The organism is Acididesulfobacillus acetoxydans, from assembly GCF_902729405.1.
GTDB lineage: Bacteria > Bacillota > Desulfitobacteriia > Desulfitobacteriales > Desulfitobacteriaceae > Acididesulfobacillus > Acididesulfobacillus acetoxydans.
In genome coordinates this window covers 2,713,573-2,740,210 of record NZ_LR746496.1, presented here as the reverse complement: position 1 = coordinate 2,740,210, position 26,638 = coordinate 2,713,573, and the positions used below count along the sequence as shown (strand labels likewise).

22 protein-coding genes, 1 tRNA gene and 1 riboswitch are annotated in these 26,638 nt (G+C 54.9%); of the genes, 9 read left to right on the top strand and 14 right to left on the bottom strand.

The window, feature by feature from the left end:
* Positions 1-102: 102 nt before the first annotated feature.
* From acsC to MNU25_RS12115, 7 genes are all read right to left on the bottom strand, one after another.
* Positions 103-1,434, bottom strand: coding sequence for an acetyl-CoA decarbonylase/synthase complex subunit gamma (acsC, locus tag MNU25_RS12145; RefSeq protein ID WP_240985315.1), 1,332 nt, complete (start codon positions 1,432-1,434; stop codon positions 103-105).
* Between the two features lie 217 nt (positions 1,435-1,651).
* On the bottom strand, positions 1,652-3,832 hold the full coding sequence (gene acsB / locus MNU25_RS12140; protein ID WP_240985314.1) for an acetyl-CoA decarbonylase/synthase complex subunit alpha/beta: 2,181 nt from the start codon (positions 3,830-3,832) through the stop codon (positions 1,652-1,654).
* Between the two features lie 18 nt (positions 3,833-3,850).
* A complete protein-coding gene (gene cooS / locus MNU25_RS12135; protein ID WP_240985313.1) occupies positions 3,851-5,869 on the bottom strand; it encodes an anaerobic carbon-monoxide dehydrogenase catalytic subunit in 2,019 nt (672 codons plus the stop codon).
* A gap of 68 nt (positions 5,870-5,937) precedes the next feature.
* Positions 5,938-6,699 (bottom strand): ATP-binding protein, encoded by a 762-nt coding sequence (locus MNU25_RS12130; RefSeq protein ID WP_240985312.1) that lies wholly within the window; start codon positions 6,697-6,699, stop codon positions 5,938-5,940.
* Between the two features lie 399 nt (positions 6,700-7,098).
* Positions 7,099-8,067, bottom strand: coding sequence for a tRNA glutamyl-Q(34) synthetase GluQRS (gene gluQRS, locus MNU25_RS12125; protein ID WP_240985311.1), 969 nt, complete (start codon positions 8,065-8,067; stop codon positions 7,099-7,101).
* Entirely contained in the window at positions 8,068-9,060 is a 993-nt protein-coding gene (locus MNU25_RS12120) for an NADH:flavin oxidoreductase (RefSeq protein ID WP_240985310.1), read from the bottom strand.
* Between the two features lie 85 nt (positions 9,061-9,145).
* Positions 9,146-9,997 (bottom strand): DegV family protein, encoded by an 852-nt coding sequence (locus MNU25_RS12115; RefSeq protein WP_240985309.1) that lies wholly within the window; start codon positions 9,995-9,997, stop codon positions 9,146-9,148.
* A 379-nt stretch (positions 9,998-10,376) separates the two neighbouring features.
* Here MNU25_RS12115 and MNU25_RS12110 point away from each other — a divergent pair.
* From MNU25_RS12110 to MNU25_RS12070, 9 genes are all read left to right on the top strand, one after another.
* Positions 10,377-10,453: transfer RNA gene (locus MNU25_RS12110), tRNA-Pro, on the top strand.
* 286 nt (positions 10,454-10,739) lie between these two features.
* A complete protein-coding gene (locus MNU25_RS12105) occupies positions 10,740-11,333 on the top strand; it encodes a GNAT family N-acetyltransferase (protein WP_240985308.1) in 594 nt (197 codons plus the stop codon).
* A gap of 206 nt (positions 11,334-11,539) precedes the next feature.
* Positions 11,540-11,655, top strand: a riboswitch (FMN riboswitch).
* A 472-nt stretch (positions 11,656-12,127) separates the two neighbouring features.
* Positions 12,128-13,537: a group II intron reverse transcriptase/maturase gene (gene ltrA, locus MNU25_RS12100; protein ID WP_240985307.1), complete on the top strand. Its 1,410-nt coding sequence runs from the start codon at positions 12,128-12,130 to the stop codon at positions 13,535-13,537.
* 286 nt (positions 13,538-13,823) lie between these two features.
* Positions 13,824-14,972: a bifunctional diaminohydroxyphosphoribosylaminopyrimidine deaminase/5-amino-6-(5-phosphoribosylamino)uracil reductase RibD gene (gene ribD / locus MNU25_RS12095; protein WP_240985306.1), complete on the top strand. Its 1,149-nt coding sequence runs from the start codon at positions 13,824-13,826 to the stop codon at positions 14,970-14,972.
* A gap of 14 nt (positions 14,973-14,986) precedes the next feature.
* Complete coding sequence (locus MNU25_RS12090) at positions 14,987-15,709, top strand: riboflavin synthase (RefSeq protein ID WP_240985305.1); 723 nt, start codon at positions 14,987-14,989, stop codon at positions 15,707-15,709.
* A 50-nt stretch (positions 15,710-15,759) separates the two neighbouring features.
* Positions 15,760-16,962, top strand: coding sequence for a bifunctional 3,4-dihydroxy-2-butanone-4-phosphate synthase/GTP cyclohydrolase II (locus MNU25_RS12085; protein WP_240985304.1), 1,203 nt, complete (start codon positions 15,760-15,762; stop codon positions 16,960-16,962).
* A gap of 213 nt (positions 16,963-17,175) precedes the next feature.
* On the top strand, positions 17,176-17,652 hold the full coding sequence (gene ribH, locus MNU25_RS12080) for a 6,7-dimethyl-8-ribityllumazine synthase (RefSeq protein WP_240985303.1): 477 nt from the start codon (positions 17,176-17,178) through the stop codon (positions 17,650-17,652).
* A 209-nt stretch (positions 17,653-17,861) separates the two neighbouring features.
* A complete protein-coding gene (locus MNU25_RS12075) occupies positions 17,862-18,482 on the top strand; it encodes a sigma-70 family RNA polymerase sigma factor (RefSeq protein WP_240985302.1) in 621 nt (206 codons plus the stop codon).
* A 190-nt stretch (positions 18,483-18,672) separates the two neighbouring features.
* Complete coding sequence (locus tag MNU25_RS12070) at positions 18,673-19,242, top strand: hypothetical protein (protein ID WP_240985301.1); 570 nt, start codon at positions 18,673-18,675, stop codon at positions 19,240-19,242.
* 174 nt (positions 19,243-19,416) lie between these two features.
* Here MNU25_RS12070 and MNU25_RS12065 read toward each other — a convergent pair whose 3' ends face one another.
* The 7 genes from MNU25_RS12065 to clpB form a co-directional block, all read right to left on the bottom strand.
* Entirely contained in the window at positions 19,417-19,614 is a 198-nt protein-coding gene (locus MNU25_RS12065) for a spore coat protein (RefSeq protein ID WP_240985300.1), read from the bottom strand.
* Positions 19,615-19,626: 12 nt separating this feature from the next.
* A complete protein-coding gene (locus MNU25_RS12060; RefSeq protein WP_047831751.1) occupies positions 19,627-19,836 on the bottom strand; it encodes a hypothetical protein in 210 nt (69 codons plus the stop codon).
* A gap of 231 nt (positions 19,837-20,067) precedes the next feature.
* The gene (locus MNU25_RS12055; RefSeq protein WP_240985299.1) at positions 20,068-20,607 is read right to left on the bottom strand and encodes a MarR family winged helix-turn-helix transcriptional regulator; all 540 of its coding nucleotides are present in this window, start codon (positions 20,605-20,607) and stop codon (positions 20,068-20,070) included.
* 110 nt (positions 20,608-20,717) lie between these two features.
* Positions 20,718-21,248 carry a putative signal transducing protein gene (locus MNU25_RS12050; RefSeq protein WP_240985298.1) on the bottom strand — a complete coding sequence of 177 codons (531 nt, stop codon included), beginning with the start codon at positions 21,246-21,248 and terminating at the stop codon, positions 20,718-20,720.
* 122 nt (positions 21,249-21,370) lie between these two features.
* Positions 21,371-23,158, bottom strand: coding sequence for a UbiD family decarboxylase (locus tag MNU25_RS12045; RefSeq protein WP_240985297.1), 1,788 nt, complete (start codon positions 23,156-23,158; stop codon positions 21,371-21,373).
* A 122-nt stretch (positions 23,159-23,280) separates the two neighbouring features.
* Complete coding sequence (gene lpdD, locus MNU25_RS12040; protein WP_240985296.1) at positions 23,281-23,667, bottom strand: prenylated flavin chaperone LpdD; 387 nt, start codon at positions 23,665-23,667, stop codon at positions 23,281-23,283.
* A gap of 252 nt (positions 23,668-23,919) precedes the next feature.
* Positions 23,920-26,517, bottom strand: a complete 2,598-nt coding sequence (clpB, locus tag MNU25_RS12035) for an ATP-dependent chaperone ClpB (RefSeq protein ID WP_240985295.1) — start codon at positions 26,515-26,517, stop codon at positions 23,920-23,922.
* Positions 26,518-26,638 lie beyond the last annotated feature (121 nt).

The following is a 26,638-nucleotide window of genomic DNA, read 5'->3' as shown; positions in this document are numbered from 1 at the left end:
AGCTTTTTCTTAAGCTCCTATTTTTCTTCGGCTTTTATCCTTGTCTCAAGCCAAAAAAGAGTATATTCCCCCGCCCCTCCCGGTGATGGCAAGATCCGGGCCTCAGCCGTTGCTGAGAGAGCGGGCAAACGACACGATGCCGCTTGATTCCCGCGGCCCGACGATAACTTTCCAGCCGGATTTCTCCTGCAGCTTGCCGGAAATTACCGCCACATACCCCGGGATGATTACGTTCTTATGGCCGACTTTATCGGCAACTCCCGAGTTCAAAAGCGCATCGGCAATTTTCTCCGGTTCATACTTGCCGGCGGCATAGGCAGTCAGGACCGACGTACCGTCCGTATCAATCGGCAAAATATAGCTCGGGATCTTGCTGGCTTCCACTTCACCCTCGACACTGTAATAAGTCAAGGAGAAATTCGTCGTCACATAAACGGGAGACTCTGGGTTGACATCCCCCACCGAATGGAGGGTAGGTTCCACCTGAATCGGTTTCTGCGGATCGGTATAAATGTTCGCCCTCAGGGTCAGGAGAGGGAGAAGGAAACCTTTCTCGTCGGCTTTGAGCACAATCGCACTGGCATACTTCGTCACGTAGATGGAAGCTTCCGCAATTTCGTCCATGGGTTCGTTCTTGGAAGTGAAGGCGACCACCGGGTAACCAAAGGGCCGGTACTTTTTCTTAATAGCCAAGCGGCGCAGCTGCGTCAGATTAGCCAGCGTTTCCACCGGCTTGCGCGAACCCGGATCAAGCACAAACTCCTTATAGCCCAAGGCTTGTGCTTTTTCCACCAGATCGTTGAGAGCATCAAGCCCGTTGGCTTTTAAGATCACCGGCAAGGCCAGTTCTTTGGCCAGGGCCACCACAGCCTCATAATTGCCTTCAGCGGCATTTCCCAGCAAGGGTTTTTTGGCCGCAACCGCGGGGGCAGCCGCCTGCAGGGCGGCCACATTGTCGCTTAGGAGCAAAAGAGATTTTTCCGTATGATCGGCGACAACTTTAACGGCTTGAGCGAAGCGGGTCGGATCGCCTGACTCCTCCAGAACTGCTATTCCGTCCACACCGTAGTGCAAGCCGACGCGGTCAAATTCCAAATCATTGATCTGCTCAACCTTCGCGACCAGGTCAGTATCATTTAAAGTATCTGACACTTGAACCAGGACCGTGGTCGGGTGGTAGAAAGTTTTGTCATGCCGGAAAAGGACCGTTTCGTCGCCGAGAACGGAACCGTTGCCAAATTTGATCGACTTAATAGGGGGAGCGGAAGCGGATGCCAAAGCATCACGAGCCGCATCAGACACGTACGGACAACTGTCCAAGGCACCTTTGCCCGCCGCCAAGGCCATAGCAAAAGCCAGGCAGGTGGGCGTGCCGCACTCTCCGCAATTTTTCTTAGGCAATTGTTTGTAGATTTCCAAACCTGTTAAACCCATACTTTAACCCCTTTCTAAAACTCGGATCGATCTTTCCGCTCTGGACCGGCCCTTGTATCGGTTTTGCCAAACCGGACCGGCGAAAGGGCGCCCGGCGCCGGTCTGCCGCCGTCGCCGATAAAGCCGCTAACCCCGGAGACACAAGCCGCCGCGGATTTTAACGGGATCTTCCCTCAAGACCCGTTACCGCGCCTTGAGGGAGATGTCCCAAGACCTTTTACATCAGCGGATCGAGGCTGAAGCAAGGATGTCCTTTTTCTTCAAGGAAAGGAACGATCTGTTCGGCAGTTGTTCCCACGGTTTCGTCGGCAATCTTGTCGATGAAGTCCTCGCCCAAGCCGGCATCAATCGCACGCTGGACAAAATCTTCTCTCAGGAATTCCTTCAATTCTTTGGGCATCCAGACAATCCGGGCAATCCCGCCGTCCGCGGGGATGAACTTGCGGCTGACGATATAGGTGCGCCCGATTCCCATGAAGCCCGGGGTCTGTAAACCGCCGCCAACCATACCGGCGAGCGTGGAGAAAGTCATGCCCACAGGGGTCATCCCGCTGTGCTCGCGTGTGGTGATCATGATCCCGTTGGCTTCCGGCACAATGGCCATAATCGCTTCAAAACAGCCGCACGAGGTCATGGGTCTATCCATCAGGGTGTACAAATTGACCTCTTCCAGGGTATTGTTGGAGGCGGGACGCAGATAGTCGTTACAACTCTGCCACATCCCCTTCACATCGTCGATCGCTTCCCCTTTCGGAATCGGCTGATTGGGTCCGGTCGGAGTGATTTCATAAGCCGCTTTCGCATCCAGCCAGCTCACGGCACCACAGAGGCCGACGCGTTCCGGAGTCACGATACAGACATGATTGGGGGCAAAAGACTGACAGAGCAGACAGGAATAGAATTCTTCCACAGATTCGTCCGTGAGGGCTTTCATGCGCGCGTCACGGGCCCGATAGCGTTCCCGCGCTTTGACGATATTCTCTTCTACCAGGGCCTGGTCGGTGAGGATCGTCACCTGAACGCGGTCGACAATAGCCGGGAACTCTTCCCGGAACTTGGCCATCAGGATTTCCCCGATGTGTTTCATCAGGAAACCTTTGGCGCGGGCATCTTTGGAAATCCGAACCCAGCAGAGGTCACGCTGAGCCACGTGCCAGATGCCTTCGCCATAGTTGGTGAAATAGTGGATGCGGCGTTCCAGAACCCCTTCAAAGTCGGCCTGCATCTTACGGCCGTAAATATCCACCATAATCCCCAAAGGCAGCTTCGTTCCATCCGGAATCGTGTCGAGTTCCGGCCCGATCACCGTAATCTGACCGTCCTTCACTTCATCCGGGCCGACCATGCGCACTAACTCAAAAGCCGTGGTGCGCCCGCCGCCGAATTCAACGTAGGTATCTCCTTTGCGAATGGTCTCACCTTCGAAAGCGGGACCAAAGTTGACGGGAATCGGCACTTCGACGCTCGTCAGCTTGATGCCGCGGACCTCCATAGCCAGAGGAATCAGCTTTTCGTAATCGGGTTCGGATATATACCAGTCCGGGATTTGCATATCCTCGCCGAGCACTTGGTCCGTCAAAACCGGGAAGCCCATGAAGATGGCTCCCATGCTGGCCGCCAGTTTGACATCGTCAAGTTCGCCTAAGCTGAGAACAAAGGCCCGGACACGGCGGCGTTGATAGTCGCGGTGTTCTTCGCGCTTGCCGGCGGGAATCCCGCCGAAAGCAAGACCGGCACGGAAAGCATAATTGACGGCATGAATGACCTGAGTGAAGTTACCCAGAGCGAAAGCTGTATAGTCGATCCCCAGCTTGGCGTTTTCCTCCAGCAACTGCTCGATGATTTCATCGCAGAGGAAGAGCATGAAGCCTTTGCCCATGAGGTTGTCAATCAGTTTCTTGGCAGCTTTCGAATCTTTGGCCCGTCCCAGAATAACCGCTTCTCCGGGGATGGTCCAGTCCACCATCTTGATCCCGTATTTACGGACCACCGGATCGCCCAGGAACCCGGTCCAAGGTTCAACTTTCGGCTCGTCCCCCTCAAGATAGTGCAATGTTTCTATAATCTCGGCCGCATAGAGAACAGATTCCCCCCACAAACGCGCATTTTCGAAGGACCGTTCCGTGCGTACCTGGTTGCGCATCCGATTAAGAATGGGGACCAATTCTCCCAAAGTCGTCACCTTTTCTCCCGAGAGGGCGGTGATGACCGGAAGATGGTAAGCCGTGTCGGGATATCCTATCTGCTGCTGAGCCCCATATTCCTTGATCGCTTTGTTAAGCAAAATCTCGGCATAAGTCATGGCGATGACGGTTCCGTCATAAGCCCGGCGCAACAGTTTCGTGCCTTGTTTGGCAGGATCCTTGATCGCGCCTTCATAGATTTGTTCCATGGACATGATACCACTCCTCCTTTCTTACCACCCTTGAGCCATCGGTGTATTGTATTTCTCCGCTGCTTGGCGATGCACGCGCAGTTTCCAGGCCCTGTATTCCAAGGCGTCGATCATTTTGGCGGCGCCCACGGCCGGATCCATCTCAAAGATGAAGTTGCCGCCGAACACGTCATGGGCGATCTGAGTCGTAATTCCGTAGACCAAGTCGCTTCCTTCCACAGGCGGCATGGAGCCGACATGGGTCGGCAAGCCCAGAGTCACACACCAAGTACCGATGGCCACCGCTTTTTCATGCATCGCTTCCGGTGCGGACGCCACAAAGGGAACTCTCGGAACATCGACACCCAGTTCGTTAGCCATGGCAAAGGCCAAGTCCGCGCCCCGGCTGTTGTCCACACAGGAACCCACATGAAATACGAGCGGCAGGCCGGTCGTAAGCTGGGGATTGGCTTCCTCCAGCGTTTTCAGGAAGCTCTTGAGCCCGGGACCGGCATAGGCATCCACGGCCAAAGGAGACATCAGACCGAACTTAGCGTAAGCGCCGGCCGAACAGCCCGTGGCAATGACAAAGACATCGTTTTTGACCAGTTCCTTAAGGACAGTCACATGCCCTTCGTCTTGCGGGCGTTTCAGGTTATTACAACCGGCCATCAGAGCCACGCCTTTAAGTTGGCCGCTCAAAATCGCGTCTGTCAAGACGGACATGGGACGGTCGGGATTGACTTTGGCCATAATGTCGGTCAGCGCTTCTATGCTGAAGCCGGCAACCAGTTTATGCCGTTCGTTGGGAATGGAAATCTTCTTCGGGTCCCTGTGTTTGTAGGCTTCAATGGCAATATTGACGAGCTTTCTGGCGTCTTCCGCAGCAGTCTCGGCACTGAAGGCCAAGTGCTGAGCCGACGGAATCTTCATAATAGCTTCGGTCGTAATGATCTTGGTGTGGAAGCATTCGGCTACCGTCTGCACGGCCGGGTAAATACACTGGATGTCAACCACCATTGCATCCAAAGCCCCAGTCATGATCGCCATTTCCTGGGAAGCGGAAGATGTGGCAAGATAGACACCCTGGCGCATGAGCAGTTCATTACCGGTACAGCAAATGCCCACGACGTTGATTCCTTCGGCGCCGACTTGCTTGGCTTCCGCCGTCATCTTGCGGGCAGCTGCCACGACCATTTCGCTCAAGACCGGGTTGTGCCCGTGCATGGCGATGTTAACCATTTTCGGATTGATTACACCCAGATTGGATTCGGAAACGATAGGCTCCGGCGTGCCGAACAGAACATCGCTCAGAGTCGTACCGATATATTCACCGGCCAGGTCGGCCAGAGATGTTTTCAACCCGCCGAAAATGATATTGACCGGGTCGGCATCCACGCCCATAGCCGTCTGGGCCAGCATCTCCGTGACCGTCCCGTCAATGGCCCGAGGCATGATATTGGTGTGTTTGAATTTCCGGCGCCGTCCTTCCGTGAGGAAACTGTCCAGGAAAGCCAAGGGGCGTTCCTGATAACGGCCAAAATCCGCGTAGCCTAATTCGGCCACATCGCGCAGAATGTCGATGTCAGATCTGTCGAGCGTGGCAATCCCCAGTTTTTCAGCCAGCTTATGCAGCTTGGCCGGAGATTTAATTTGATAGTCCGGAGCGTTCCCCTCCACTAATTCGTGGACTGTATGCAAGACATGCCGGGCATGTTCCGAGTGGGACGCGGCGCCGCCGGCAATCAGGCGAACCAGGTTGCGGGAAACAATCGTATAAGCCGTCGCTCCGCAAATGCCTTTGCTGGCCGGTCCGTCGTCTGCCTTGACCCGGCAGGGTCCCGCGATGCAAATGCGGCAGCAGACCCCTTTGTAGCCGAACTGGCACTGTGGCTGCTGCGCAACAACCCGGTCAAAAACCGTCTCGACATTGCTGTCGTGAGCAATTTTCAGCATTTCCAGCGCTCCCGGATCAGTCGTCCGGAGCGGGTTTTTCGGTTCAAAAACACGCGGTGCGCCGGACGGCCTGGCCGTATGTGTCAATTCCCGATATCTTGGCATATTGTTACCTCCTCTTTCTAAAAAATCTTCGCCTAATTATGGAAAACTCAACACGTTAACCTTGCGGCTCATCTCCCTTCCCCGGTGATTTCCTGATAGAGTCTTTCTAGTTCTACCCCTAGAGACCCTTTGGGCAACTCTTCATTGCCAGTGTTGAGCGACATTTCCAACAGTTCTTCGTTATAAGGGATCATGCCAATGAGTTCTGTGGAAAAGTGGTCTCTAAGAAAACTTGCGTCTTTATCATTGCGGACTTTATTGCCGACAACCACGATGCGGGGAATCTGGAGATCAAGAGCGAGCTTGCGAATCACTTCCACCGTTTGGACACTCACCCGGCTCGGCTCCGTCACAATCACCAAGACGTCCACCCCTTGGGCGGTACCCCGGGTCAGTTGTTCAATTCCCGCCCCCAGGTCCAAGACGACCGTATCCTCCTCCGTCAAAATCAAGGAGTTGATCAAGGCGTGAAGAAAGCTATTCTCTTTACAGTAACAGGAGGTCCCTCCTCCTTTGATGTTTCCCATGCGCAGAAACCGGATCTGACCCAGCGGAATCGAGTAATCGTCGAGGATGTCGTCAACCTTCGGGTTCAGAGGATAGAAAGCACCGCTGCCCCCCATGCGTTCCTCGACCAGCTCCTTCATATCCACGATGGGTTTCAAATCAGCCAGAACCCCGTCATCAAGCCCCAGGATCGTTCCCAAACTGGCATCCGGGTCGGCATCGACGGCCATAACGTTGACCCCTTTGCCGGCCAGCCAGCGCGCCAAATTCGCGGCCAGCGTGCTTTTACCCACTCCGCCTTTGCCGGCAACCGCAATCTTCATGATGAGTCGGTCCCTCCTTACTCCGCTGTCTTTTCCACTCTGCTGTCTTTAGCCGTTTACGCCGCTGTTTTAGCTGACGTGTCTTTTCATACAGGACGGAAAAATAGAATCTGTAGATCACATCACCTATTTTACCACTATTCTTCGACGAATCAATAAATCCTGCAAACATTCCCAAAACATTGAGAATAATTTTCTCTTGCGCTTAACGGTTCTTTTTGGCCGGTGAAAAGTTTGTTCCTCGCTTTGAATGTTCGCTCCCGACCAGGAAATTTCCTTCTTTGTGAAATAAAAATCAATTTGGACTATTTTTTGTATATACTTATGGCTCCTTGTTTCCTATATTTTTTTGTAAAATATTTCAGAGGCCAACATATGGCGGACGGTCGGCGGACGCTGTCATAAGTCCTCCGGGTTCCATACGACGCCCGCCTTTGGCAGGGTAGAAAGCTTAAATAACTTTACCAGGTCGCGGGCAGCCGCCGGTTCCGGCCCGGGCAGCCAGCCAGCCCAAAACGCAAAAAGCCCTAAGATAGCTTCGGGTCTGACCCCGCGGGCGCGCAAGGATTTGAGGCTGACACCTCCTTGGCTTTTGGCCAGGCGTTTACCGTCCGGAGTATAGACCATGGGAACATGGACGAACCGAGGCAAAGGCCGGTGCAAGGCCTCATACAAGGCCACCTGCTGGAAAGTCGCCTCCAGCAAGTCCGCGCCCCGCACGATGTGGGTAATTTGCATGGCGATGTCGTCCGCCACAACTGCCAGGGGATAGGCAGGGACGCCGTCGCTTCGGCGCAGAATGAAATCCCCCGCCGCGAAGTCCATATGCTTCAGTCCGTAGACCAGGTCAGTGTAAGTAAGATCCCGGCGCGGCTGCCAGTAAAACCTCAAGGAAGACTTCTCTCCCCGACTAATCCTGTTCTGAACTTCAGCCTCGGACAGACGGCGGCAGGTTCCCGGATACCTCCACACGCCTTCCACTCCGTGGGGCGCCCGTGATGCCGCCCGGATGTCGGCTCGGGAGCAGAAACAGGGATAAACGAGTCCCTGAGCTTGAAGTTCCGCCAAGGCAGCCCTATAGAACTCTTCCCTTTGGCTCTGGTAATACGGACCGAAGCTCCCCCTCACTTCCCGCTCACCCGGAAAAGGTCCTTCATCCCAATCCAAACCGAGCCAGAGCAAGTCTTCCATGATCCCCCTGTAAAACTCCGGACGCGTGCGTTCAAGATCCAAGTCTTCAATGCGCAAAACGAGTCTGCCCTGAGCCCGTCTCACTTGGAGCCAGGCCAGGAAAGCCGTCCAGGCGTTACCCAAATGCATCTCCCCGCTCGGGGTGGGCGCAAAACGGCCGCGGACAGTTCCAGCCATCTAGATTAGGCTCTCCATTGCCTTGCCGGCCCAGGCGGAATCGTTTAACAGGGCACGGCCGACGCCGATTAAATCCGCCTTATTCTCTTCAAGCAGCCGTTCCGCAGCCATCGCCTCCGTGATTCCCCCAGTCAAAATGACGGGCAGGGAAACCGCTTGCTTAATCGCGGCCGCCCAAGGAGCGAAATAACCTTGAGCGTTCAGCCCCGGCACACTATAGCCGCACATACCTCCGGAGATGTCCAGAATATCAAGCCCGGCCTCCGCCAAATAGCGGGCCGCCCGGCAACTCTCTTTGAGCGTTACCCCGCCTTCGGTACAGTCGGACGCACCCCAACGCATCAGGACCGGGTAATCCGGACCCACCGCTCCCCTGACCGCTTCCAGAACTTCCAGGTGAAGCCGCAGCCGGCTGCGCAGTTCCCCGCCGTATTCATCGAGTCGTCGGTTGGTCAGAGGGGAGAAGAACTGATTGAGAAGATAGCCGTGAGCCGCGTGAATCTCTACTCCGTCAAAACCCGCCTCTTTCACCCTGCGGGCCGCCTCCGCGAAACTCTCGATTATCTGCGCAATTTCCTCATGATTCAACTCCCGGGGCAAGCCGCCTTTGCGTGGATTGGCTACTGCCGACGGCCCCACCGGGGTCTCACGAATGACTTCCTCGGATGTCGCGCTTCCCGCATGGTTGATCTGCATCACGGTTTTCGGCCCGTTCCGGTGGATCTCCTGCGCCAGCCGTCTCAAGCCGGGGACCGTTCTCTCTCCGGCCACCGACAACTGCCCCAGACTCGCTTGCCCCAAAGGGCTGACGTAACTGTGCTCTATGATAATAAGTCCCAAATAGCCGCCCAGCGACTTTTCCGCATAATAATCGATCAGACTGCCGCCGGCCGTCCCGTCCTTCTCAGCCTTGGCCGTGGCCATGGGCGGCATGACGAGCCGGTTGGTCAAATGAAGGGAACCCACATCCAAAGGCATGGTCAATTTGTACATAGAAAGAACCTCCTTGACTTAACCTTGACTTGACTTAACTTAACTTAAACTTGACTTAAAAGTGATGCTTATAACCGCGGCCATCCTACGGCCAGGGTAAATAGGCTAAGCCCAAAGCACCCTGACCGACGTGAGCAGCAATCACCGGCCCGGCTCCGAAAACCCGAATGTCCTGTTGCGGGTACTCCCGCCTCAATTCGGAAGCAGTCTTTTCCCCCAAGTCCGGACTGCCCACGTGCTGGACACAGATCCTATGAGGCCTGCCGCCGGCCAAATCTTTAGCCAGTTCGTCTTTGACGCGTCCCCAAGCTTTGGCCCGGGAGCGCACCTTGGCAAAAACGTCTATTTGCCCCTTGTTATTGACGCAAAGGATCGGCTTGATCTGCAGCAAAGTACCCACAACTGCCGCTCCCCCTCCGATCCGGCCACCCCGGCGCAGGTTTTCCAGAGTCTCCAAGATAAAGTACAGTCTGGTTTGCGTCTTCAAATCTTCCAGGTGTTCGACGATCCGCCGCACCGGGACCCCCGCTTCAGCCCACTCTGCCGCGGCCCAGGCCAAAAGACCGAAAGCCAGGGCCCCGGTTCCGGAGTCAACGACGTGCACATCGTGCTTTGACGCGAGGTCCCGGGCCATGCGGGCAGCCACTACCGTCCCGCTCAAGCCTTCCGACAAATGCAGGCTGACGATACTCTCGGCCCCCGCGGCAAATAAATCCTCATATACAGTGAGGAAATCACCGACCGAAGGCTGGGAAGTCGTCGGGAAACCGGAGATTTGCCGGAGTTTACCCAGGAAATCCAACGTGCCGATCTCTGTTTCGGTAAAGGTTTCTTCCCCCACTGTCACTTTGAGGGGAACAACCCGGATATGAAACCTGTCCAGAATATCCTGGGTCAAATAGCCGGTAGAATCCATCACCACAGCCGTTTTCCGCAAAAGTTTCCCTCTCCCCCGTAAATGCATTCACGATAGATCCTAACCGGTCGCTTCAGCCAACCTCTGCCGTTGCCCCGCGCATCTCAGGGCTGATCGCGACTTGGCATCTTGCTTACGGTCACAGACCGGATTTGCGGCATCTTTCGCCTTGGCTTTTGACCATCCCCTACAGTATAGCCAAAAAAGCCCAAACAGTATAGCCGAAAGACTGCTAAAAGATGCGAGGCGCCCGAAGAGCCGCAAGGGTCTTAAACACTCCGCAGGGTGCTCAGGGAATCTTCGGGGAGCCTAAAGAAATATTCAGCTCAGCCCTTAAAGGACGGGCAGAAGCCTTGACACCCTTGTTCCGCTTTGGTAATATAATACTCGTTCGGTTTGACGGGGCGTGGCGCAGTTTGGTAGCGCGCTTGGTTCGGGACCAAGAGGCCGCAGGTTCGAATCCTGTCGCCCCGACCATCTCTAATACCACTCAAATGCAGTTGCAGCCGGGGCTTGAGCCCTTTTAATTTTTATCATTTTTGAGGTTTGGACAGAGTTTGGACAAGTTTCTGTGAGTCAGGCAATATTAAAGTTATGACCCTCTTTTGACTTTCTCTTGACCTCTTTATGGGCCCTCTTTTATGGTTTTATCTAACAGAGCATGTTCTTTTTTGGGGGGCAGGCGTCTGCAAGAGCCCGAGAGTCAGAAATTAAAGGGCTTTTTCGAGTCGCCACGTTATTTTCCTGTTGGGGGTAAGGCAAAATGCTGCAAGGCAAAAAGACGTCCCTGCGTCCGCTGGAGGAAACGGATCTGGAAGTGCTTCAGGCCTGGTACAATGACCAGGAAGTTAACTTTTGGGCCAACGCGGCTTGGCCACTCTCTACGATGTTCAACAAGGATGCCTTGGCCGAACGCATTTTTCAATCCGGAGAGGCCGGGGCAGGGTTGAAAGACGAATACCGTTATGCCATCCTCACGGATGACAAAAAAATGATTGGCTACACCGGTTTCCGTCAGATGAACATTCCTGCCCGTTCGGCCACCTTATTCATTACGATTGGGGACAAAGCTTACTGGAGCCGGGGCTATGGTTCGGACGCCCTCTTCACCTTGGCCCAGTATCTCTTTCGTCAATGGAACTTTTATCGCTTGCAACTTGACACTTGGGACGGAAATGTCCGGGCCCTGAAAGCTTATCAAAAAGTGGGATTTCGGATTGAAGGCCGCCTGCGCGAGGCACGTTACGTTTTAGGACAATACCGTGATGCGGTTCTTCTGGGGATGTTGCAAAAGGACTTCTTTGCCGACCATCCCGATCTTGCCGCGGGCGGGATACCTGGGGAACAGAACTCTTGAGCAGATCTTGAGACTTTTGAGCTGCGTGTAGCCTTAGTCCATAGCCACTACACCCAAGACTCTTGAGCATGGGGCTTGCCAAAAAACCAAAAGTGATCTAAGATAAAGCCGACATGAATGTTCAGTCAAGTACCGAGCGGTTACGAGCCTGATTTCATCGACACCTTTCAAACACAAATCATTCAGCCATCAACCGCATATGTGTTTTGCTCCTCTGGGGATAGGTGAAAATCCTTACCGGCGGTAAAGCCCGCGAGCCGTTTTGGCAGATCCGGTGTGATTCCGGAGCCGACAGTTACAGTCTGGATGGGAAGAGGGAAGGCCGGCTTAGCAGTTGGCTTTGTTTTCCTGCTTGCGTTGCGGCACCCGGAGGATTTCGGGTGCCTTTTCTGGTGCGCCACGCATGACGATTAACTTGACGGTGAAAGTCCGTTATGGGGGTATGTAGCGACCAACCATTAGCTCAAGGCAAGGGTGTCCATTGCGAGATGGAATCTGAAGGAAGCCGGCGGCAAAGTTCCGCCCCGAGGAACACGAACAATATTAGGCGCGAAATGTGGGGTAAGACTGCCATACAAGTTGAAGCCCAAAAGCTACACGGACACGTCAGCGTAAATGTTGCGGGGACATGGAATGAAAGTGAATCGTCTTACCGTGGGAGGCCTCACGGACGGGTGGAAACGGAGTAAGAAGCCCGGTTGAAACAAGATTTGTCGTGAGGAGTCAGCAGAAGCCATAGTACAGAGGTGTCCCGGACACCGACGGAAGGGCGGAACCAAAGGAGGTGTGGGTCAATGAAAGTTACCGAAGGTGGTAATTTAAAACACAGACAACTTTGCTTTAAAGACTATCTGCAAAGGTCATCTGCGGAACAGAGAGAGTATGCAGAAGTGTGCGTGCCACCCAGGATGACCAAAACCGACAACACCAACACAGACGAGCAGACAGAGAAACTGCTAGAGGAAATTCTCAGCGCCGAGAACCTTAATCGAGCCTACTACAGAGTGAAGGGGAACAAAGGCGCGGGTGGAATCGACGGTATGCAGGTGGACGAACTTCTACCCTACCTGAAAGGACACAAGGATGAACTTTTGCAAGCCCTCTGGGACGGGAAATACCGTCCGAAACCCGTACGGAGGGTAGAAATACCCAAAGAGAACGGGAAAATGAGAAAGCTGGGAATCCCTACCGTCGTGGACAGACTGATCCAACAGGCCATAACCCAGGTCCTTTCGCCAATCTTCGAAAGGCAATTCTCAGACAACAGCTATGGGTTCCGACCTCAACGAAGCGCTCACGACGCGCTAAGAGCATGTCAAAGGCATATCACAGAAGGCTTTGTCTACGTCGTGGACATGGACTTGGAGAAATACTTTGACACGGTCAACCAAAGCAAACTCATCCAAATCCTCTCAGACACCATCAAAGATGGACGAGTCATATCCCTAATCCATAAATTCCTCAGAGCAGGGATTATGGTGGACGGACTATTTGAAGAAAGTCCGGAAGGCGTACCCCAAGGGGGGCCCCTTAGTCCCTTACTTGGAAACGTCATGCTAAACGTTTGTGACCACGAGCTAGAAAAGCGTGGGCATCGCTTCGTACGCTACGCGGATGACATGATGATTTTCTGCAAAAGCGAGAAAGCGGCCCGGCGAACGCTAGACCATATTGTTCCTTATATCGAAGGGAAACTATTCCTCAGAGTCAATAAGGAGAAAACAAGCGTGGCACACGTGAGGAAAGTCAAGTATCTGGGATACGGCTTCTACATCCACAAAGGAAGAGGACGACTGAGAATCCACCCGAAAAGCATCCTGAAGCTAAAGGACAAGATCCGGAAAGTCACCGGACGGAGCAACGGGATGGGAATCGAGGAGAGAAAGGCAAAACTCAATTACATCATCCGAGGATGGACCAATTACTTTAAACTGGCAGACGCCAAAGCGTTACTCGGAAAAATGGACGAATGGCTACGAAGTCGAATTCGGATGATCACATGGAAACGATGGAAGAGAGTACGCACACGATACGCGAACTTGCAGAAGCTTGGCATCAAGAAGGAGCAAGCATGGATGTGGGCAAACACAAGAAAGGGCTATTGGCGAGTAGCCCATAGCCACATTTTGACAATGTCCTTATCCAACAAACGCATCGAACGCGCAGGATACCCCAGTTTTAGTCAATGCTACTCTGCCAAATAACGTGTAAACTTTGGAGGCGCCGTATACCGAACGGTACGTACGGTGCTGTGGGAGGTCGGCTGGCCAATTAATGACCAGCCTCCTACCCGATCGCCGCGGGGGTCGACTGTCGGCGCAGGTTGTTCTCGCTCGCCGGCCGCAGGGGCCACGGTACCCGCATATCCCGGGTCCTCCCCCGATCCGGGCAATCTCAGAGGTTGCCGGGTTGCAGCCTTCACAGGCGGGCCGGAGACGGTACTGCACCGGCTCCGGCCGAACTGAGAAAAACGGGAGAAGTGACATCACGATGAACGAAGAAACAGTCTTTACACCATCAGACCGCGAGTATATGCAAAGGGCGTTGCGCTTGGCCCGGCAGGCCGAAGGGAGGACCGGCCCCAACCCCATGGTAGGCTGTGTCATCGTGCGTGACGGCGAAATTGTCGGCGAAGGATTTCACCACAAAGCGGGAACACCCCACGCCGAACTCCACGCCCTGGCAGCCGCGGAAAACCGTGCTCAGGGGGCCACCGCTTACGTCACTTTGGAACCGTGCTCACATTATGGCCGCACTCCCCCCTGTGCAGACGCCCTGATTCGGGCCGGTCTGCAAAAAGTCGTTATTGCTATGCCTGACCCTAATCCTCTCGTCGCCGGCCGCGGCATCGAACGCTTGCTCGAGGCCGGCCTGGATGTCAAGGTCGGACTTATGGCCGATGAAGCCGGGCGGCTCAACGAAGTCTTTCTCAAGTCCATCGTGACCGGGTTGCCGTTCGTGACGTACAAATCAGCCCTTACACTGGATGGACGGATTTCCACCGAAAGCGGAGACTCACGCTGGGTCAGTTCCCCCCAATCCCGCGAAGCCTCGCAGCGCTTGCGCAACCTTGCCGATGTTATTATGGTCGGGAGCGGAACAGTGCGGCAGGACAACCCTCGCTTGACCTGTCGCCTTCCCGGCGGCAGGGACCCTGTCCGCCTGGTCGTCGACGGTACCCTGAGCTTGCCGGAAGATGCCCAAGTTCTTTCCTCATCCCCATCTGCCCCCTGCATTATCGCCACCACTGCCGCGGCCAGTCGTGACAAGGCGGAACGCCTGCGCCGCCTCCGGGCTGTCGAAGTCTGGCTATACGAAACCTCCCGTTACGTCCCCTTGGAAACCCTGCTGCGGGACCTCGCAGCGCGTGGTTGGACGGCGGTTTTGCTCGAAGGAGGGGGCGGATTGGCAGGGCAGCTCTTGACAGGCGGCTTGCTGGATAAGATTGAGTTTTTTCTCGCCCCCAAATTCGTCGGCGGCAACGGCCCTTCCCCTTTCTCCGGATTCACGGCGGCCCGGATGAGTGACGCCGTTCACCTCACCGGGATCGAAGTGAGCAGGGAAACGGGCGACATCCACGTTACGGGATACGTTTCCAACCGGCGCGAACACTTCCCGCCGGGAAACCCACTCTTCTGAACGAGGTGTGAATGATGTTTACTGGTATTGCGGAAGAAATGGGCCAAGTCGAAAAGATCAAGGTCTTGCCTCAGTCGGCTCGCTTAACCGTGCGGGCACAAAAAGTTCTCGAGGGAACACGGATTGGCGACAGCATCGCAGTCAACGGAGTCTGCCTCACGGTCGTTGAGCAAAACACCGCCGGCTTCACGGTCGAGATTATGGCCGAGACCTTGGCCCAAACCGATTTGGCACAACTGAAACGAAGCAGTTACGTGAACTTGGAGCGGGCTTTGCAGCTTCAGTCCCGCCTGGGAGGACATCTGGTCAGCGGCCATATAGACGGAACCGGACTGATTGCGCGCATTGAATCCAAGGGGATTGCCAGGGTTTATGAAATTACGGCCGAACCGGCACTCGCGCGCCACATATTGCCCCGTGGTTCCGTGGCGGTTGACGGGATTTCCTTGACCGTCATCGCCGTCGGGGAAAGCAACTTTTCTGTTTCTCTCATTCCCCATACATGGAAAGAGACCACCCTGGGCAAAAAAGGTGTAGGCAGCCGCGTGAATTTAGAGACGGATCTCATCGGCAAATACGTGGAGAGATTTCTCCTGTCAAGCCAGGAAGCCGGCTTCAAGACCATCAGGTCAAGCGAGGCCGGGCTCAATGAAGCCGGGTTCGGGGCGGGGCCCGGTGAAACCCGGCCCGCCAAGGACCTCTCTCTTGCTTTCCTGAGCGAGCACGGATTTCTCTGACATCGCTGCCCGCTTTCGCGTTCGGACTTATCTGCAAAGGAGTGTAAAATATGTCTTTTAACACGATCGAAGAAGCTATCGAAGACATTCGGGCGGGAAAAATGATCGTCGTCGTCGATGACGAAGATCGCGAGAACGAAGGAGATCTTCTCATGGCGGCGGACCACGTCTCCCCCGAAGCCATTAACTTCATGGCGACTCATGCCCGCGGCTTGATCTGTGTGCCCCTAACGCAAGAACGTATCCAGGCACTTCAGTTGGATCCCATGGTCTCCCAAAATACCGACCCCCATGGAACGGCCTTCACCATCAGTGTGGACGCTGCCACCAGCACTACCGGGATTTCCGCGTTTGAGCGGGCAGCCACCGTCAAAGTCCTGTGCGACCCCGGAAGTCTGCCCGCGGATTTGCGTCGTCCCGGACACATTTTCCCCCTGCAGGCCCGCCCGGGCGGGGTACTTGTCCGCGCCGGACACACCGAGGGTGCGGTGGATCTGGCGCGGGCCGCGGGATTGACACCGGCAGGCGTTATTTGCGAAATCATGAATGAAAACGGAACCATGGCCCGAGTGCCCGACTTGATGGAATTTGTCCGCAAGCATGGGCTCAAGCTCATCACAATCAAAGACTTGATCCGTTTCCGGCGCCACACCGAAAAACTGGTGGAGATGGTGGAAAGCGTTCATTTGCCCACGGATTTCGGAGATTTCCAAGCCGTCGGTTATCGCAGCCTTTTGGACCGGAAAGACCACCTTGCCCTGGTCAAAGGCGATGTTGCGAACGGTAAACCGGTGTTGGTGAGGGTTCATTCCGAATGCCTGACGGGGGATGTCTTTCACTCCCGGCGCTGTGATTGCGGGGATCAACTCGCCGCCGCCCTGGAGCAGATCGAGGCGGAAGGCCGGGGAGTCCTCCTCTACATGCGCCAAGAAGGCCGGGGCATCGGCCTTATGAATAAGCTAAAAGCCTACAAACTCCAAGAGGAAGGGAAAGACACTGTAGAAGCCAATTTGGAATTGGGATTTCCCCCGGACATGCGGGACTACGGCGTTGGCGCCCAGATCCTGGCGGATCTTGGCATCTCCAAGGTGCGCCTGATGACCAACAACCCGCGCAAAATTGTCGGGCTGGAAGGGTACGGACTCGAAGTGGTGGAACGCGTGGCTATCGAGATCCCAGCCAAACCGGAAAATACAAAATATCTTAAAACCAAGAAACTGAAATTAGGACACTATCTCTATGAAGTGCGCTAACGGCCACTTGGGTATTTTCCCCGTTTATCCAATCGTAAGACTCCCACTTGTATAAGTGGGAGTGGGTTCCACGTACCCTTCGGTGGGGGTAGACTCCCCCACCGAAGACTCGATGTTCAGCTTAAGCTGAACGAGTTCACTGCTGCCGCGTCGCGACGGCGAAGTGTGAGCAGACTTATAACCAACCGATAAGAAAGGAAGGGTACCGTCATCGTGAAGATTTATGAAGGACAATTACTCGCGGAGGGCTTGAATTTTGCCATTGTCGCCGCCCGTTTCAATGAATTTATAACCAATAAACTCGTCAGCGGGGCACTCGATGCCTTGCGCAGGCATGGCGCCGGGGAGGACCGGATTGATTTAATTTGGGTGCCCGGGGCTTTTGAGATCCCTTTGACAGCCCAGAAACTCGCGCTTGCCCAGCGCTATGACGCCGTCATCTGCTTGGGTGCCGTAATCCGCGGCGCCACCCCCCATTTTGACTATGTGAGCAGCGAAGTGAGTAAAGGAGTGGCCAACGTGGCCCTGCAAACCGGCCTGCCCGTGATCTTCGGGGTCCTCACCACCGACAGTATCGAACAAGCTATTGAACGAGCGGGGACAAAGGCGGGTAACAAAGGTTTTGACGCCGCCGTTACGGCCATAGAAACCGCTAATCTTTACCGTTCATTAAATACGGATACCAAGTAATTAGGGATACTCCACGCAGTTAGGAATAATCCAAGTAATTAGGCATACTCCAAGCAATTAGGGATATACCCAGTAAATCCTTCTGTGCCACGCTCACCCACTTTTTCCTTAATAAGTCTCTGCGTCCAGTAAAAGTCTCTTGTCTTAACCCTGGGTTATAATTTACACTAATAGTCTAGAAGGCTATGTTTGACAAGGAGATGGGCGCTATGTCTTCGTCAAAGTTGAATGAAGAACAGGAAAAAGCGATGCTGAAGGCGGCATGCTCCGGCGATGAAGAAGCCTTAAATGAACTGATCGTTTATTATGAGCCCGAGATTCGCAAAATAGCCTGCAAATACTTCCTGCCCCGGGCAGACTACGAAGATTTGTTGCAGGAAGGCAGGCTCGCCTTGTACAAAGCCATTTTGTCTTATGAATCCGGGGCGGAGATCCCTTTCTTGCATTTTTTGCGTTTGGTCGTCAAACGCAAACTGATTGATAGTTTACGTGCCCACAATCGCCTTAAACACCTGAACTTGAACGAAGCCTTTTCGCTCAATAATTCCCTGTCCGACGAATACGAAGAAAGCTTTTTGAACGTCGTGGGGCACGCCGAAGACCCGGCCGTCTCGGTTGTGGCCATGGACGAAGCGCGTTCCCTGATTAAGGACCTCAGTCAGGGTCTGTCCGATCTTGAACGTCTAGTTTTTAAGTACCACTTCGTGGCAGGAATGCGACAAGGTGAAATATCCCGACGCTTGGGCTTGACGCCGAAATCCCTGGACAACGCGATTCAGCGCATCCGGCGCAAAACGGCTCTCTGCCGTTCCCGCCAAGCCGCCGGGTAAGCACCGGTTTGGCGGCCCGAACGGGCCTGTAAGTCTTTCCTGTATATCTTTATGGTTTTTGACCAACCGCTCAACCCTTTATGGTTTGTTGGACAACCCGTGCCCAAATAACGTTTCCTACACTGTGAACGCGTAGCTCTTGACTGTTTGTTTAAACGGTTGACCCGGACGGAAGGAGGTATTTTTGCGCATGTCCGTATCCGGCCCTCAACCCCCAACTGAAAAAACCAAAGGTCGCTTCCGAGCACGGCTTAAGCCGCCGGCGGTGCTTAAGCCGGTGCGGCAGAAATTACTCAGACCCGGAAGTCTGCTCATCCTTTTTGCAGTGCTTTTGGTTCTGACCGCTTCACCCTGGCTTTACCGCGAAAGTTGGTTAAGTCCTTTTTCTACCCTGGGCATCCCCAATCGGACCCTGCATCCCCACGCTTTCACGGCGGTCGGTTATATCCCGGCAGGTAACCCGGCCCATCCGCGTTTCACCGCGAATTTCTCCTTAACCCAGGACTTGTTGCGGGATTTGGAGGCGGCGAGCCTGGTTCCGGCGGCCCAAAACCCCCAGATGGCGGCGGACGATCCGGTGCGACATTTTGTTTTACATCGGGCCTCCTCCCGCTTCCATACCGCGACCGATTTCGCTTTGACCTATGACGACAACTCCGGCCTCGTCCGCTTTGGCGGAGAGTATTTCAAGGTAAATCAGGCTACTCAAGTTCTGCTCGACAGCCTGCCCGACAAAATGCAACCGGGCTGGTGGCCGTAACAGCGGTGGCGGAAGCAGCGAAGGCAAAAGGGAACAACAAGAAGACAGCGAGGAAATCCGGAGATGATAGGAACGCACCAAAAGATGGCGAAAGGCGGAGATTTCTCCGCCTTTCGCCATCTTTGATTTGGAATTTGCCATATTGGGTTACAATTTATCGTCCCCGTACCCCGTTTAGGCAATTCCTCCGGCTTTTGAAATCAATTCGCTGACTTTGGCATGAGCATCCGTAGCTTCGTTGGCCATGCGCAAGTAGCGTTCACGCAATTCACGGTGATGGGCACGTGTCGCGAAAGTCATAAAACCGGTCGCGGCGCTGGCCACATCCTTTTCGTAGTCGTAGAGCATATCCAAGTCTGTGAAATTTGCCATATCCAACCCTCCTTAGCGAACGGCCGCCATGCCGTTTTTCATATAGTTATTGACGTCCTCCAACCCTTTCGCTTGCTCTTTAAAGAAAGACTTCACGGAGGCATCCTGAGCCATTTCACTGTAGAGCAGGCATTTCTTCATAGCCACTTCATTTTCGATTAAGCTGCGGGTGAGCATCCCTTCATCCAGGAGTTTCTTCTTTTCCGTGTCGTTGAATTGCATGTGATTCCCCCCTTATCCGTTTTATGTAAAATTTACACTTTCAGGATGTGCAAAAAGACCGCGTTTTATGCGCGGCCTTTCTCACCTTTATCTTTGCCTTTATCTTTGCCTTTGCCTTTGTCTCCGTCGTTGCTGTCATTCCTGTCGTCGTCGTGACCTGGCAACTATTTTCATGCTCTGTCGGTGACACTTTTGGGGCGTGAGGATCCGCGTCTGAATAGTGACCGGCCGTCACCTCTGTCCATTATCCGTGTTTTTGTCGTCTTTATCTTTATCTTCGAACCGCTTGATCAAGTCGGAGAGCTGCCTGAATGAAGACGCCATTTCTCTCAGGGTCTGATCGTCAACCCCCCGCAGAAGCTCTCCCAAGAACTTTTCGTTGAAGCGGGGAACCTGTTCCCTAAAATGGGCCGCATGCTCCGTCAGTTCCACATAGACAATCCGCCGGTCCTCCTTGTCCCTCACTCTGGTCACAAAACCGTCCCTTTCCAATCTGTCTACAATTCCCGACACGGTACTGTTGGCCAGGTTAAGATGTTCGGCCAACTCAGAAATGGAAATTGAACCTTTGGTCACCAACGTGCGCAGGAGGAAAATTTGAGGAACTGTCAACTCGCTTTCCCCCGTGAAACGATTGAACTCCTTCTTAAATTGACGATGCATGGCTTTGAGAATATCGCCCAACACGAGTCCCAAATCCTGCGCAATTTCGGGAACGGGCCGATCAGGGCTTAGTTTATCCGGCCGCTCATCCGCTTTTGTCATTGCCATGGACTTCCTTCCTATTGCTTTGCTCTAGACTGAGGCCATCTCTTTAATACACTCTCCTCTTAGATTATAAAGGAAAGCGTTCCTTTTGTCCAAAAACCGCTGAGCAATAATTACCAAAGAAAGCCGTTGCGGTAAACAAGCAAAACCAGGGCCAAAAAAGCAGCTATTCCCAGTATAGCCCACTTCCAACGCTCGTCTCGCTGTCTCGCGTCCCGGGAGGCTGGCGGAAGTGAAGCCGGTGTTTGCCGTCGCCTGACGACGCTTTTCGCAGGTCCATGCAACGGAAGCCCGTTCTTGGGAAGTTCCCGCTCCGAAAGCTCCTGCTCCGCAAGCTCGTTCTCCGCAAACCCTCTCGCGGCAACCCCACTCTTCGGATTTCCCTTCTCAGCCGGGCCATCCTCAGGAAATCCGTTCTCCTTAATTCCGCCGGCCAGGAGCAGCTTGGCCCTGGCCGCCTGGGAAACAGGAACATAGATGTCGACCCCGCTGGTCAGCCCGTAAGCCAGTTTGAGAAACTGACCCGCTCCCGGATACCGTTTGAGAGCGGGAATCCCTTCTTCCTGCAAGAGACCCAGAACAATATCCGCCTCGACCTCCTGGGCAACCCCGTAAACCAAGACCCATCCAGCTTCCTGAACCATTTCTCCACGCTCCTTTCCCCCGCCGGAAAAATCTTCAGCCCCAAACCAAAAACCTCCCGGTCCGCAGAAAACTTTTTGATACGCCCCCACGGTCGTCATTGGTGACTCCAACGCTCTCGTCTCTAACCCCGCTGCCAATGGGGCAAGGAATATTCTCTCCAGCGCCGGTCGACCAGCTTGACGGTCTCCGGGTCGGCCTCAACCTCCCCGGGATACCAGGGTTTCATACGGGCGTCGATCAGGAGCGGTCCCCGCCGCACGGGCAGACTCTGCCGCACCTCCGTCTGAGCGTATATGTCCTGGGCCGGGTCAAACCGGGTGAACACCTGCCAGAGAAAGCCGGTTTGACTCTGAGCCAAGAGTAAGTCATCAACAAGTACCAACAAAGGCCAAGCGCTGAAACGCTCCGCCGGGCTGCGCCCGAGCCAAGCCAGAAGGTCCTCCGGCAAAGCCGGCGCCGCTGCATAAGTATCTCCCTGCAAAAGCAGACAGCCGGCGCAAAAGGACTCCACCCTCATAATGCCCGGAATAGGTCCGCCCGCATAATCGCTGGCCAAACGGCGCTCTGCCTCGCCCAAACCGAGCATGACCGCTTTGCTTCCCTGATTAAACGTCCTTCCCGTATAATCCAAGGTATCCATGGATGTATGGGGAATCAGGATGAAATCGGTTTCCGGCCGGAAGCGCGCCAGGATATGTTCTAACACCGCCTTAAAATCCCGAAGATCCAGTTCAACATCCGTGAGGAGCAAAAACTTGGTCAGAGTCAGCTGCCCCTCCCCCAAGATGCGGAAAGCGGAAGTCAAGGCTTCGCGGGCATAACTTTCCCGCACAATCGCCGCGGCCAAAGAGTGAAATCCTGTCTCCGCATAGGTCCAAAGAGCTTTGACCCCCGGCATGACCAGCGGAAAGAGAGGGGCCAGGAGTGCCTGCAGGTACTCGCCGATAAAGTAGTCTTCCTGGCGCGGCTTACCTACCACCGTCGCCGGATAAACGGCATCTCTTCTATGGTAGACCCTTTCAGCCTGAAAGACCGGAAAATCATGTTGGAGGGAATAGTAGCCGTAATGGTCCCCAAATGGCCCCTCCGCTTGCCGCACCCGGGCCGGAACCCTGCCGCAGATAGCAAATTCCGCCTGGGCAATCAAGGCGTGAGGGCAACCTTGCACCCGAACCCGCTCCAATTTCCCACCCATGAGGAACGACGTGAAGAGAAGTTCCGGTATGAATTCCGGCAAGGGGGCGATCGCAGCCAGAATCAGGGCAGGCGGCCCTCCCAGGAAAAGCGTCACCGGCAGGTCCTCCCCCAGGTGCTCTGCCTCATAATAATGAAACCCGCCCCCTTTGTGGATCTGCCAGTGCATTCCTGTCAAGGCCGCATCCTTGATTTGTATCCGGTACATGCCCAGATTGTGTTCATGTGTCCGGGGGTGCTCGGTGTAAACCAAGGGCAAAGTGACAAAAGGCCCCCCATCCCCCGGCCAACTCGTGAGAACGGGAAGCCGGCGCAAGTCGACCCTGTCCTCTTTGACTTGCAAGACCGGGGCCTTAACCGGCGCCACATTTCTCAAGCCCACCCGGGTCAACGGGAACAGCCACTTTCTTTCCGCCCACAGCCGTGGCAGCTTGGGCAAAAGCAGGTTGGGCAAGGAGGCTGCCGCCCGCCCCAACAGGCGCTCGGGTTGCGGACCCATAGCCAGATCAACTCTCTGGCGCGTGCCAAACAAATTCGTCACCACCGGATAATCGCTGCCCTTTACCTTAGTGAACAGTAAAGCCGGACCGCCGGACTCGATCACCCTGCGGTGAATTTCCGCCAGTTCCAGATAGGGATCGACTTCGGCCTCTATTTCCAGCAGGAGTTTTTCCTGCCGCAGCTTTTGAATGAAAGTACGCAAATCCGGAAACATCCGTTCACCTCGTGTTTACTGCGGCGCAGCCGCTCAATTTCGCCCCGGAACGCCAAATCACAGACCGCTCGGAACGCTAAGTCGCCGACCGGCCGGAGTGCTAAGTCGCAGACCGGCTGACTTCAGCCCGACCTGAGCGCCGCCAAGGCTTGGGTTGCCAGCATGCCGCACCCCTCTTCGATTTGGACCAATTCGTCGGAAGTCAGCTTTTCCAAATGAATGCCGGCACTGATCACCACCACTTGGTTGAGGGCACGGGCCAGTTTTTCCGCTAAAGGGCGAGCCACCTCTGTGTCTTTGTGTCCCGGAACAGGAATAATATAGGAATCAACGCCCACTCCCCGGCCGCTCAGACTGGGCCGGGGCAATGCTAACACCACCCCGCCCACATGCGCTTTATCCCCTCCGCCCAGGAACCCGTGCAAGCCTGAGCCTGTATCGTGAAGGAGCAGAGAAATCCGGAATCTCCCGCTGCCGGCCGCCAACTGAATCGTGGATTCGTTTGCCACAGGATACCCTCCTCAGCTTCATGATACCTTCCACCTAATTATACCCTCTTGCCGACGCTTCCGCCATCATCCGGCCCGGACAGTTCCGGCAGGGAAAGCAGGGCCGGGGCGAAACCCTATTCCGAACCCGGCCTGCCCATTGTCGGACACGCAGAAGTGGTACCGGAACCGGGCAGAAAAGAGGCAATGCGTCAATTCTCTGTTGTTGTCGGACATACAAAAGTGGTACCGGAACCGGGCCGAGCGTGGGCACTAAGACTTGACCGCACTGAATTCGTAAGATCCGTCAGCCGACAAATCGACACGTATGTGCGCTCCCTCTTGGAAGTCTCCTTGCAAAAGCTTAAGGGCGAGCGGATTCTGCAGACGCTGCTGAATCACACGTTTCAAGGGTCTGGCGCCGTAAACCGGGTCGTACCCCTCTTGGGCGAGGCTCGTTTTCGCTTTCTCCGATAATTCCAGGGTCAGCTTGCGTTCGGCCAGCCTTTTGCGCAAGAGTTTAAGTTGAATTTCCACGATTTTGCCGATATGCTCCGGGCCCAGGGGATGAAAGATGATCACCTCATCCAGGCGGTTAAGAAATTCCGGGCGGAAATAATGCCTCAACTCCTCTTGCACCCGATGGCGCACTTCGTCCTGCGCTTCGCCTTTTTCAGTCAACTCCTGAATAGCGGGGCTGGCGATATTGCTGGTCAAAATGACCACCGTATTCTTAAAATTTACCACCCGGCCTTGCCCGTCCGTAAGACGGCCGTCATCGAGAAGCTGGAGCAGGACGTTGAAGACATCGCTATGAGCTTTTTCCACTTCATCGAAAAGAATCACGCTGTAAGGTCTGCGGCGAACAGTTTCGGTCAGCTGTCCCCCCTCCTCATACCCGACATAACCGGGAGGCGCCCCGATCAGGCGGGCCACGGTATGTTTCTCCATATATTCGGACATATCAATTCTCACCATGGCTTGTTCGTCATCAAAGAGAAACTCCGCCAGAGCCCGGGCCAGCTCCGTCTTACCGACGCCGGTCGGACCCAGGAACAAGAACGAGCCCAGAGGCCTGTTCGGATCCTGCAGCCCGGCCCTGGCCCGCCGCACCGCGTCGGCCACGGCCCGCACCGCCTCGTCCTGACCGACCACCCGTTCGTGGATGCGTGCTTCCATCCGCACCAGCTTTTCCATTTCACTTTCCATCAGTTTGGTCACCGGGACATGGGCCCACTTAGCCACGACTTCGGCCACGTCTTGTTCCGAAACTTCCTGCTTGAGCAGGGAATCCTTTTTCTCCCTCAGCCGGCCTTCCGCTTCGCCCAGTTCTTTTTCCAGCTTGGGAATCACCCCGTACTGCAGTTCGGCGGCTTTATTATAGTCCAAGCGGGCCTGAGCTTGTTCCATCCGGGTGCGCGAGCGATCCAACTCCTCTTTCAGTTGCTGAATTTGGTTCAAGATCTCGCGTTCTCCCTGCAGTTGAGCTTCCAGAGCACTGCGCTCTTCTTTGGTATTGGCCAGTTCCTGCTCAATTTTTCCTAACCGTTCGCGACTCGCCTCATCTTTTTCCTTTTTCAGCGCTTCCCGCTCAATTTCCAACTGCATCACCCGCCGTTTGATCTGGTCCAGTTGATAAGGATCGGAGGTAATCTCCATCCTCAGCCGGGCAGCCGCTTCGTCAATCAGATCAATGGCTTTGTCCGGGAGAAAACGGTCGCTGATATAGCGGTCCGACAAAACGGCCGCGGCAATAATGGCACCGTCGGTAATGCGCACGCCGTGGTGGGTTTCATAGCGTTCCTTGAGGCCGCGCAGGATGGAAATCGTATCCTCCACCGTCGGCGCCCCTACGATCACGGGTTGAAAACGGCGTTCCAGGGCCGCGTCCTTTTCGATGTGTTTGCGGTATTCGTCCAAGGTGGTGGCCCCCACCATCCTCAGTTCCCCGCGCGCCAGCATGGGTTTCAGCATGTTACCCGCATCCATCGCTCCTTCGGCCGCCCCCGCCCCCACTACGGTGTGGAGTTCGTCGATAAAAAGGATCACGTCTTCACGATCCTGAATCTCTTTCAGGACCGCTTTCAGACGTTCCTCAAATTCTCCGCGGTACTTGGCGCCGGCTACCAGGGCCCCCATATCCAAAGCGATCACCTGTTTATCCTTGACGGACTCCGGCACATCCCCCCGCACAATGCGCTGGGCCAAACCCTCGACGATAGCGGTTTTTCCCACTCCGGGCTCACCGATGAGCACCGGATTGTTCTTCGTGCGGCGGGAAAGAATTTGTATCACCCGTCGAATTTCCTCATCGCGGCCGATGACCGGATCGAGACGTCCCTTGCGGGCTTGCCCGACCAGGTTACGACCGTACTGCTCCAGGGCATTGTAGGTGCCCTCCGGGTTATCCCCGGTCACGCGCTGGCTGCCCCTCACTTCCTTTAAGGCTTTAAGCAAATTTTCCCGGTTCAAGCCGCTCTCTTTAAGAATACGCTCCGCCGCCCCGCCGCCTTTGGCCAGCAGAGCCAGCAACAGGTGCTCCGTACTGACATATTCATCCCCGAACGAGAGCATCTCGTCATGCGCGCCCACCAGAACCTCTCTCAAGCGCGGTGAGACCCCGAGCTGCGGTTGGGCACCGCTCTGGCGGGGGAAACCCTCCACTTCTCTTTTTACTTTCGCGATCAAGCTCCCGGTCTGGATATTCAACTTGCCCAGAACTTTGGGAACCACCCCGTCCCCTTGCTCAAGCAGGGAGAGCAGCAGGTGCTCAGGTTCAACTAGGCTGTTACCGTTGCTCTCAGCCCTATTCTGGGCCTTGATGATCGCTTCTTGGGATTTTTGCGTAAAACGGTTTGTATCAAAAGCCATTTCCAAACCTCCTCATTCTCTGCCGGCAGTGTAAGAGCCGCCTCGCAAACTCCCGCGGATTGCCGGCAATCCCGGCCTTGTGGCTTCAGCCGGCTGAAACGGTTCCTCGGATGATTTCGCA

Bases quoted from the DNA above. Each gene is read 5' to 3' on its own strand.
- acsB (WP_240985314.1), bottom strand. From the start codon at position 3,832: ATGTCCATGGAACAAATCTATGAAGGCGCGATCAAGGATCCTGCCAAA.
- MNU25_RS12085 (WP_240985304.1), top strand. From the start codon at position 15,760: ATGTCTTTTAACACGATCGAAGAAGCTATCGAAGACATTCGGGCGGGA.
- MNU25_RS12120 (WP_240985310.1), bottom strand. From the start codon at position 9,060: ATGTACAAATTGACCATGCCTTTGGATGTGGGTTCCCTTCATTTGACC.
- gluQRS (WP_240985311.1), bottom strand. From the start codon at position 8,067: ATGGCTGGAACTGTCCGCGGCCGTTTTGCGCCCACCCCGAGCGGGGAG.
- clpB (WP_240985295.1), bottom strand. From the start codon at position 26,517: ATGGCTTTTGATACAAACCGTTTTACGCAAAAATCCCAAGAAGCGATC.
- MNU25_RS12060 (WP_047831751.1), bottom strand. From the start codon at position 19,836: ATGCAATTCAACGACACGGAAAAGAAGAAACTCCTGGATGAAGGGATG.
- MNU25_RS12075 (WP_240985302.1), top strand. From the start codon at position 17,862: ATGTCTTCGTCAAAGTTGAATGAAGAACAGGAAAAAGCGATGCTGAAG.
- ltrA (WP_240985307.1), top strand. From the start codon at position 12,128: ATGAAAGTTACCGAAGGTGGTAATTTAAAACACAGACAACTTTGCTTT.
- MNU25_RS12065 (WP_240985300.1), bottom strand. From the start codon at position 19,614: ATGGCAAATTTCACAGACTTGGATATGCTCTACGACTACGAAAAGGAT.
- cooS (WP_240985313.1), bottom strand. From the start codon at position 5,869: ATGCCAAGATATCGGGAATTGACACATACGGCCAGGCCGTCCGGCGCA.
- MNU25_RS12050 (WP_240985298.1), bottom strand. From the start codon at position 21,248: ATGGTTCAGGAAGCTGGATGGGTCTTGGTTTACGGGGTTGCCCAGGAG.
- MNU25_RS12130 (WP_240985312.1), bottom strand. From the start codon at position 6,699: ATGAAGATTGCGGTTGCCGGCAAAGGCGGAGTGGGTAAAAGCACGCTG.
- MNU25_RS12045 (WP_240985297.1), bottom strand. From the start codon at position 23,158: ATGTTTCCGGATTTGCGTACTTTCATTCAAAAGCTGCGGCAGGAAAAA.
- MNU25_RS12055 (WP_240985299.1), bottom strand. From the start codon at position 20,607: ATGGCAATGACAAAAGCGGATGAGCGGCCGGATAAACTAAGCCCTGAT.
- ribD (WP_240985306.1), top strand. From the start codon at position 13,824: ATGAACGAAGAAACAGTCTTTACACCATCAGACCGCGAGTATATGCAA.
- MNU25_RS12070 (WP_240985301.1), top strand. From the start codon at position 18,673: ATGTCCGTATCCGGCCCTCAACCCCCAACTGAAAAAACCAAAGGTCGC.
- MNU25_RS12090 (WP_240985305.1), top strand. From the start codon at position 14,987: ATGTTTACTGGTATTGCGGAAGAAATGGGCCAAGTCGAAAAGATCAAG.
- acsC (WP_240985315.1), bottom strand. From the start codon at position 1,434: ATGGGTTTAACAGGTTTGGAAATCTACAAACAATTGCCTAAGAAAAAT.
- MNU25_RS12105 (WP_240985308.1), top strand. From the start codon at position 10,740: ATGCTGCAAGGCAAAAAGACGTCCCTGCGTCCGCTGGAGGAAACGGAT.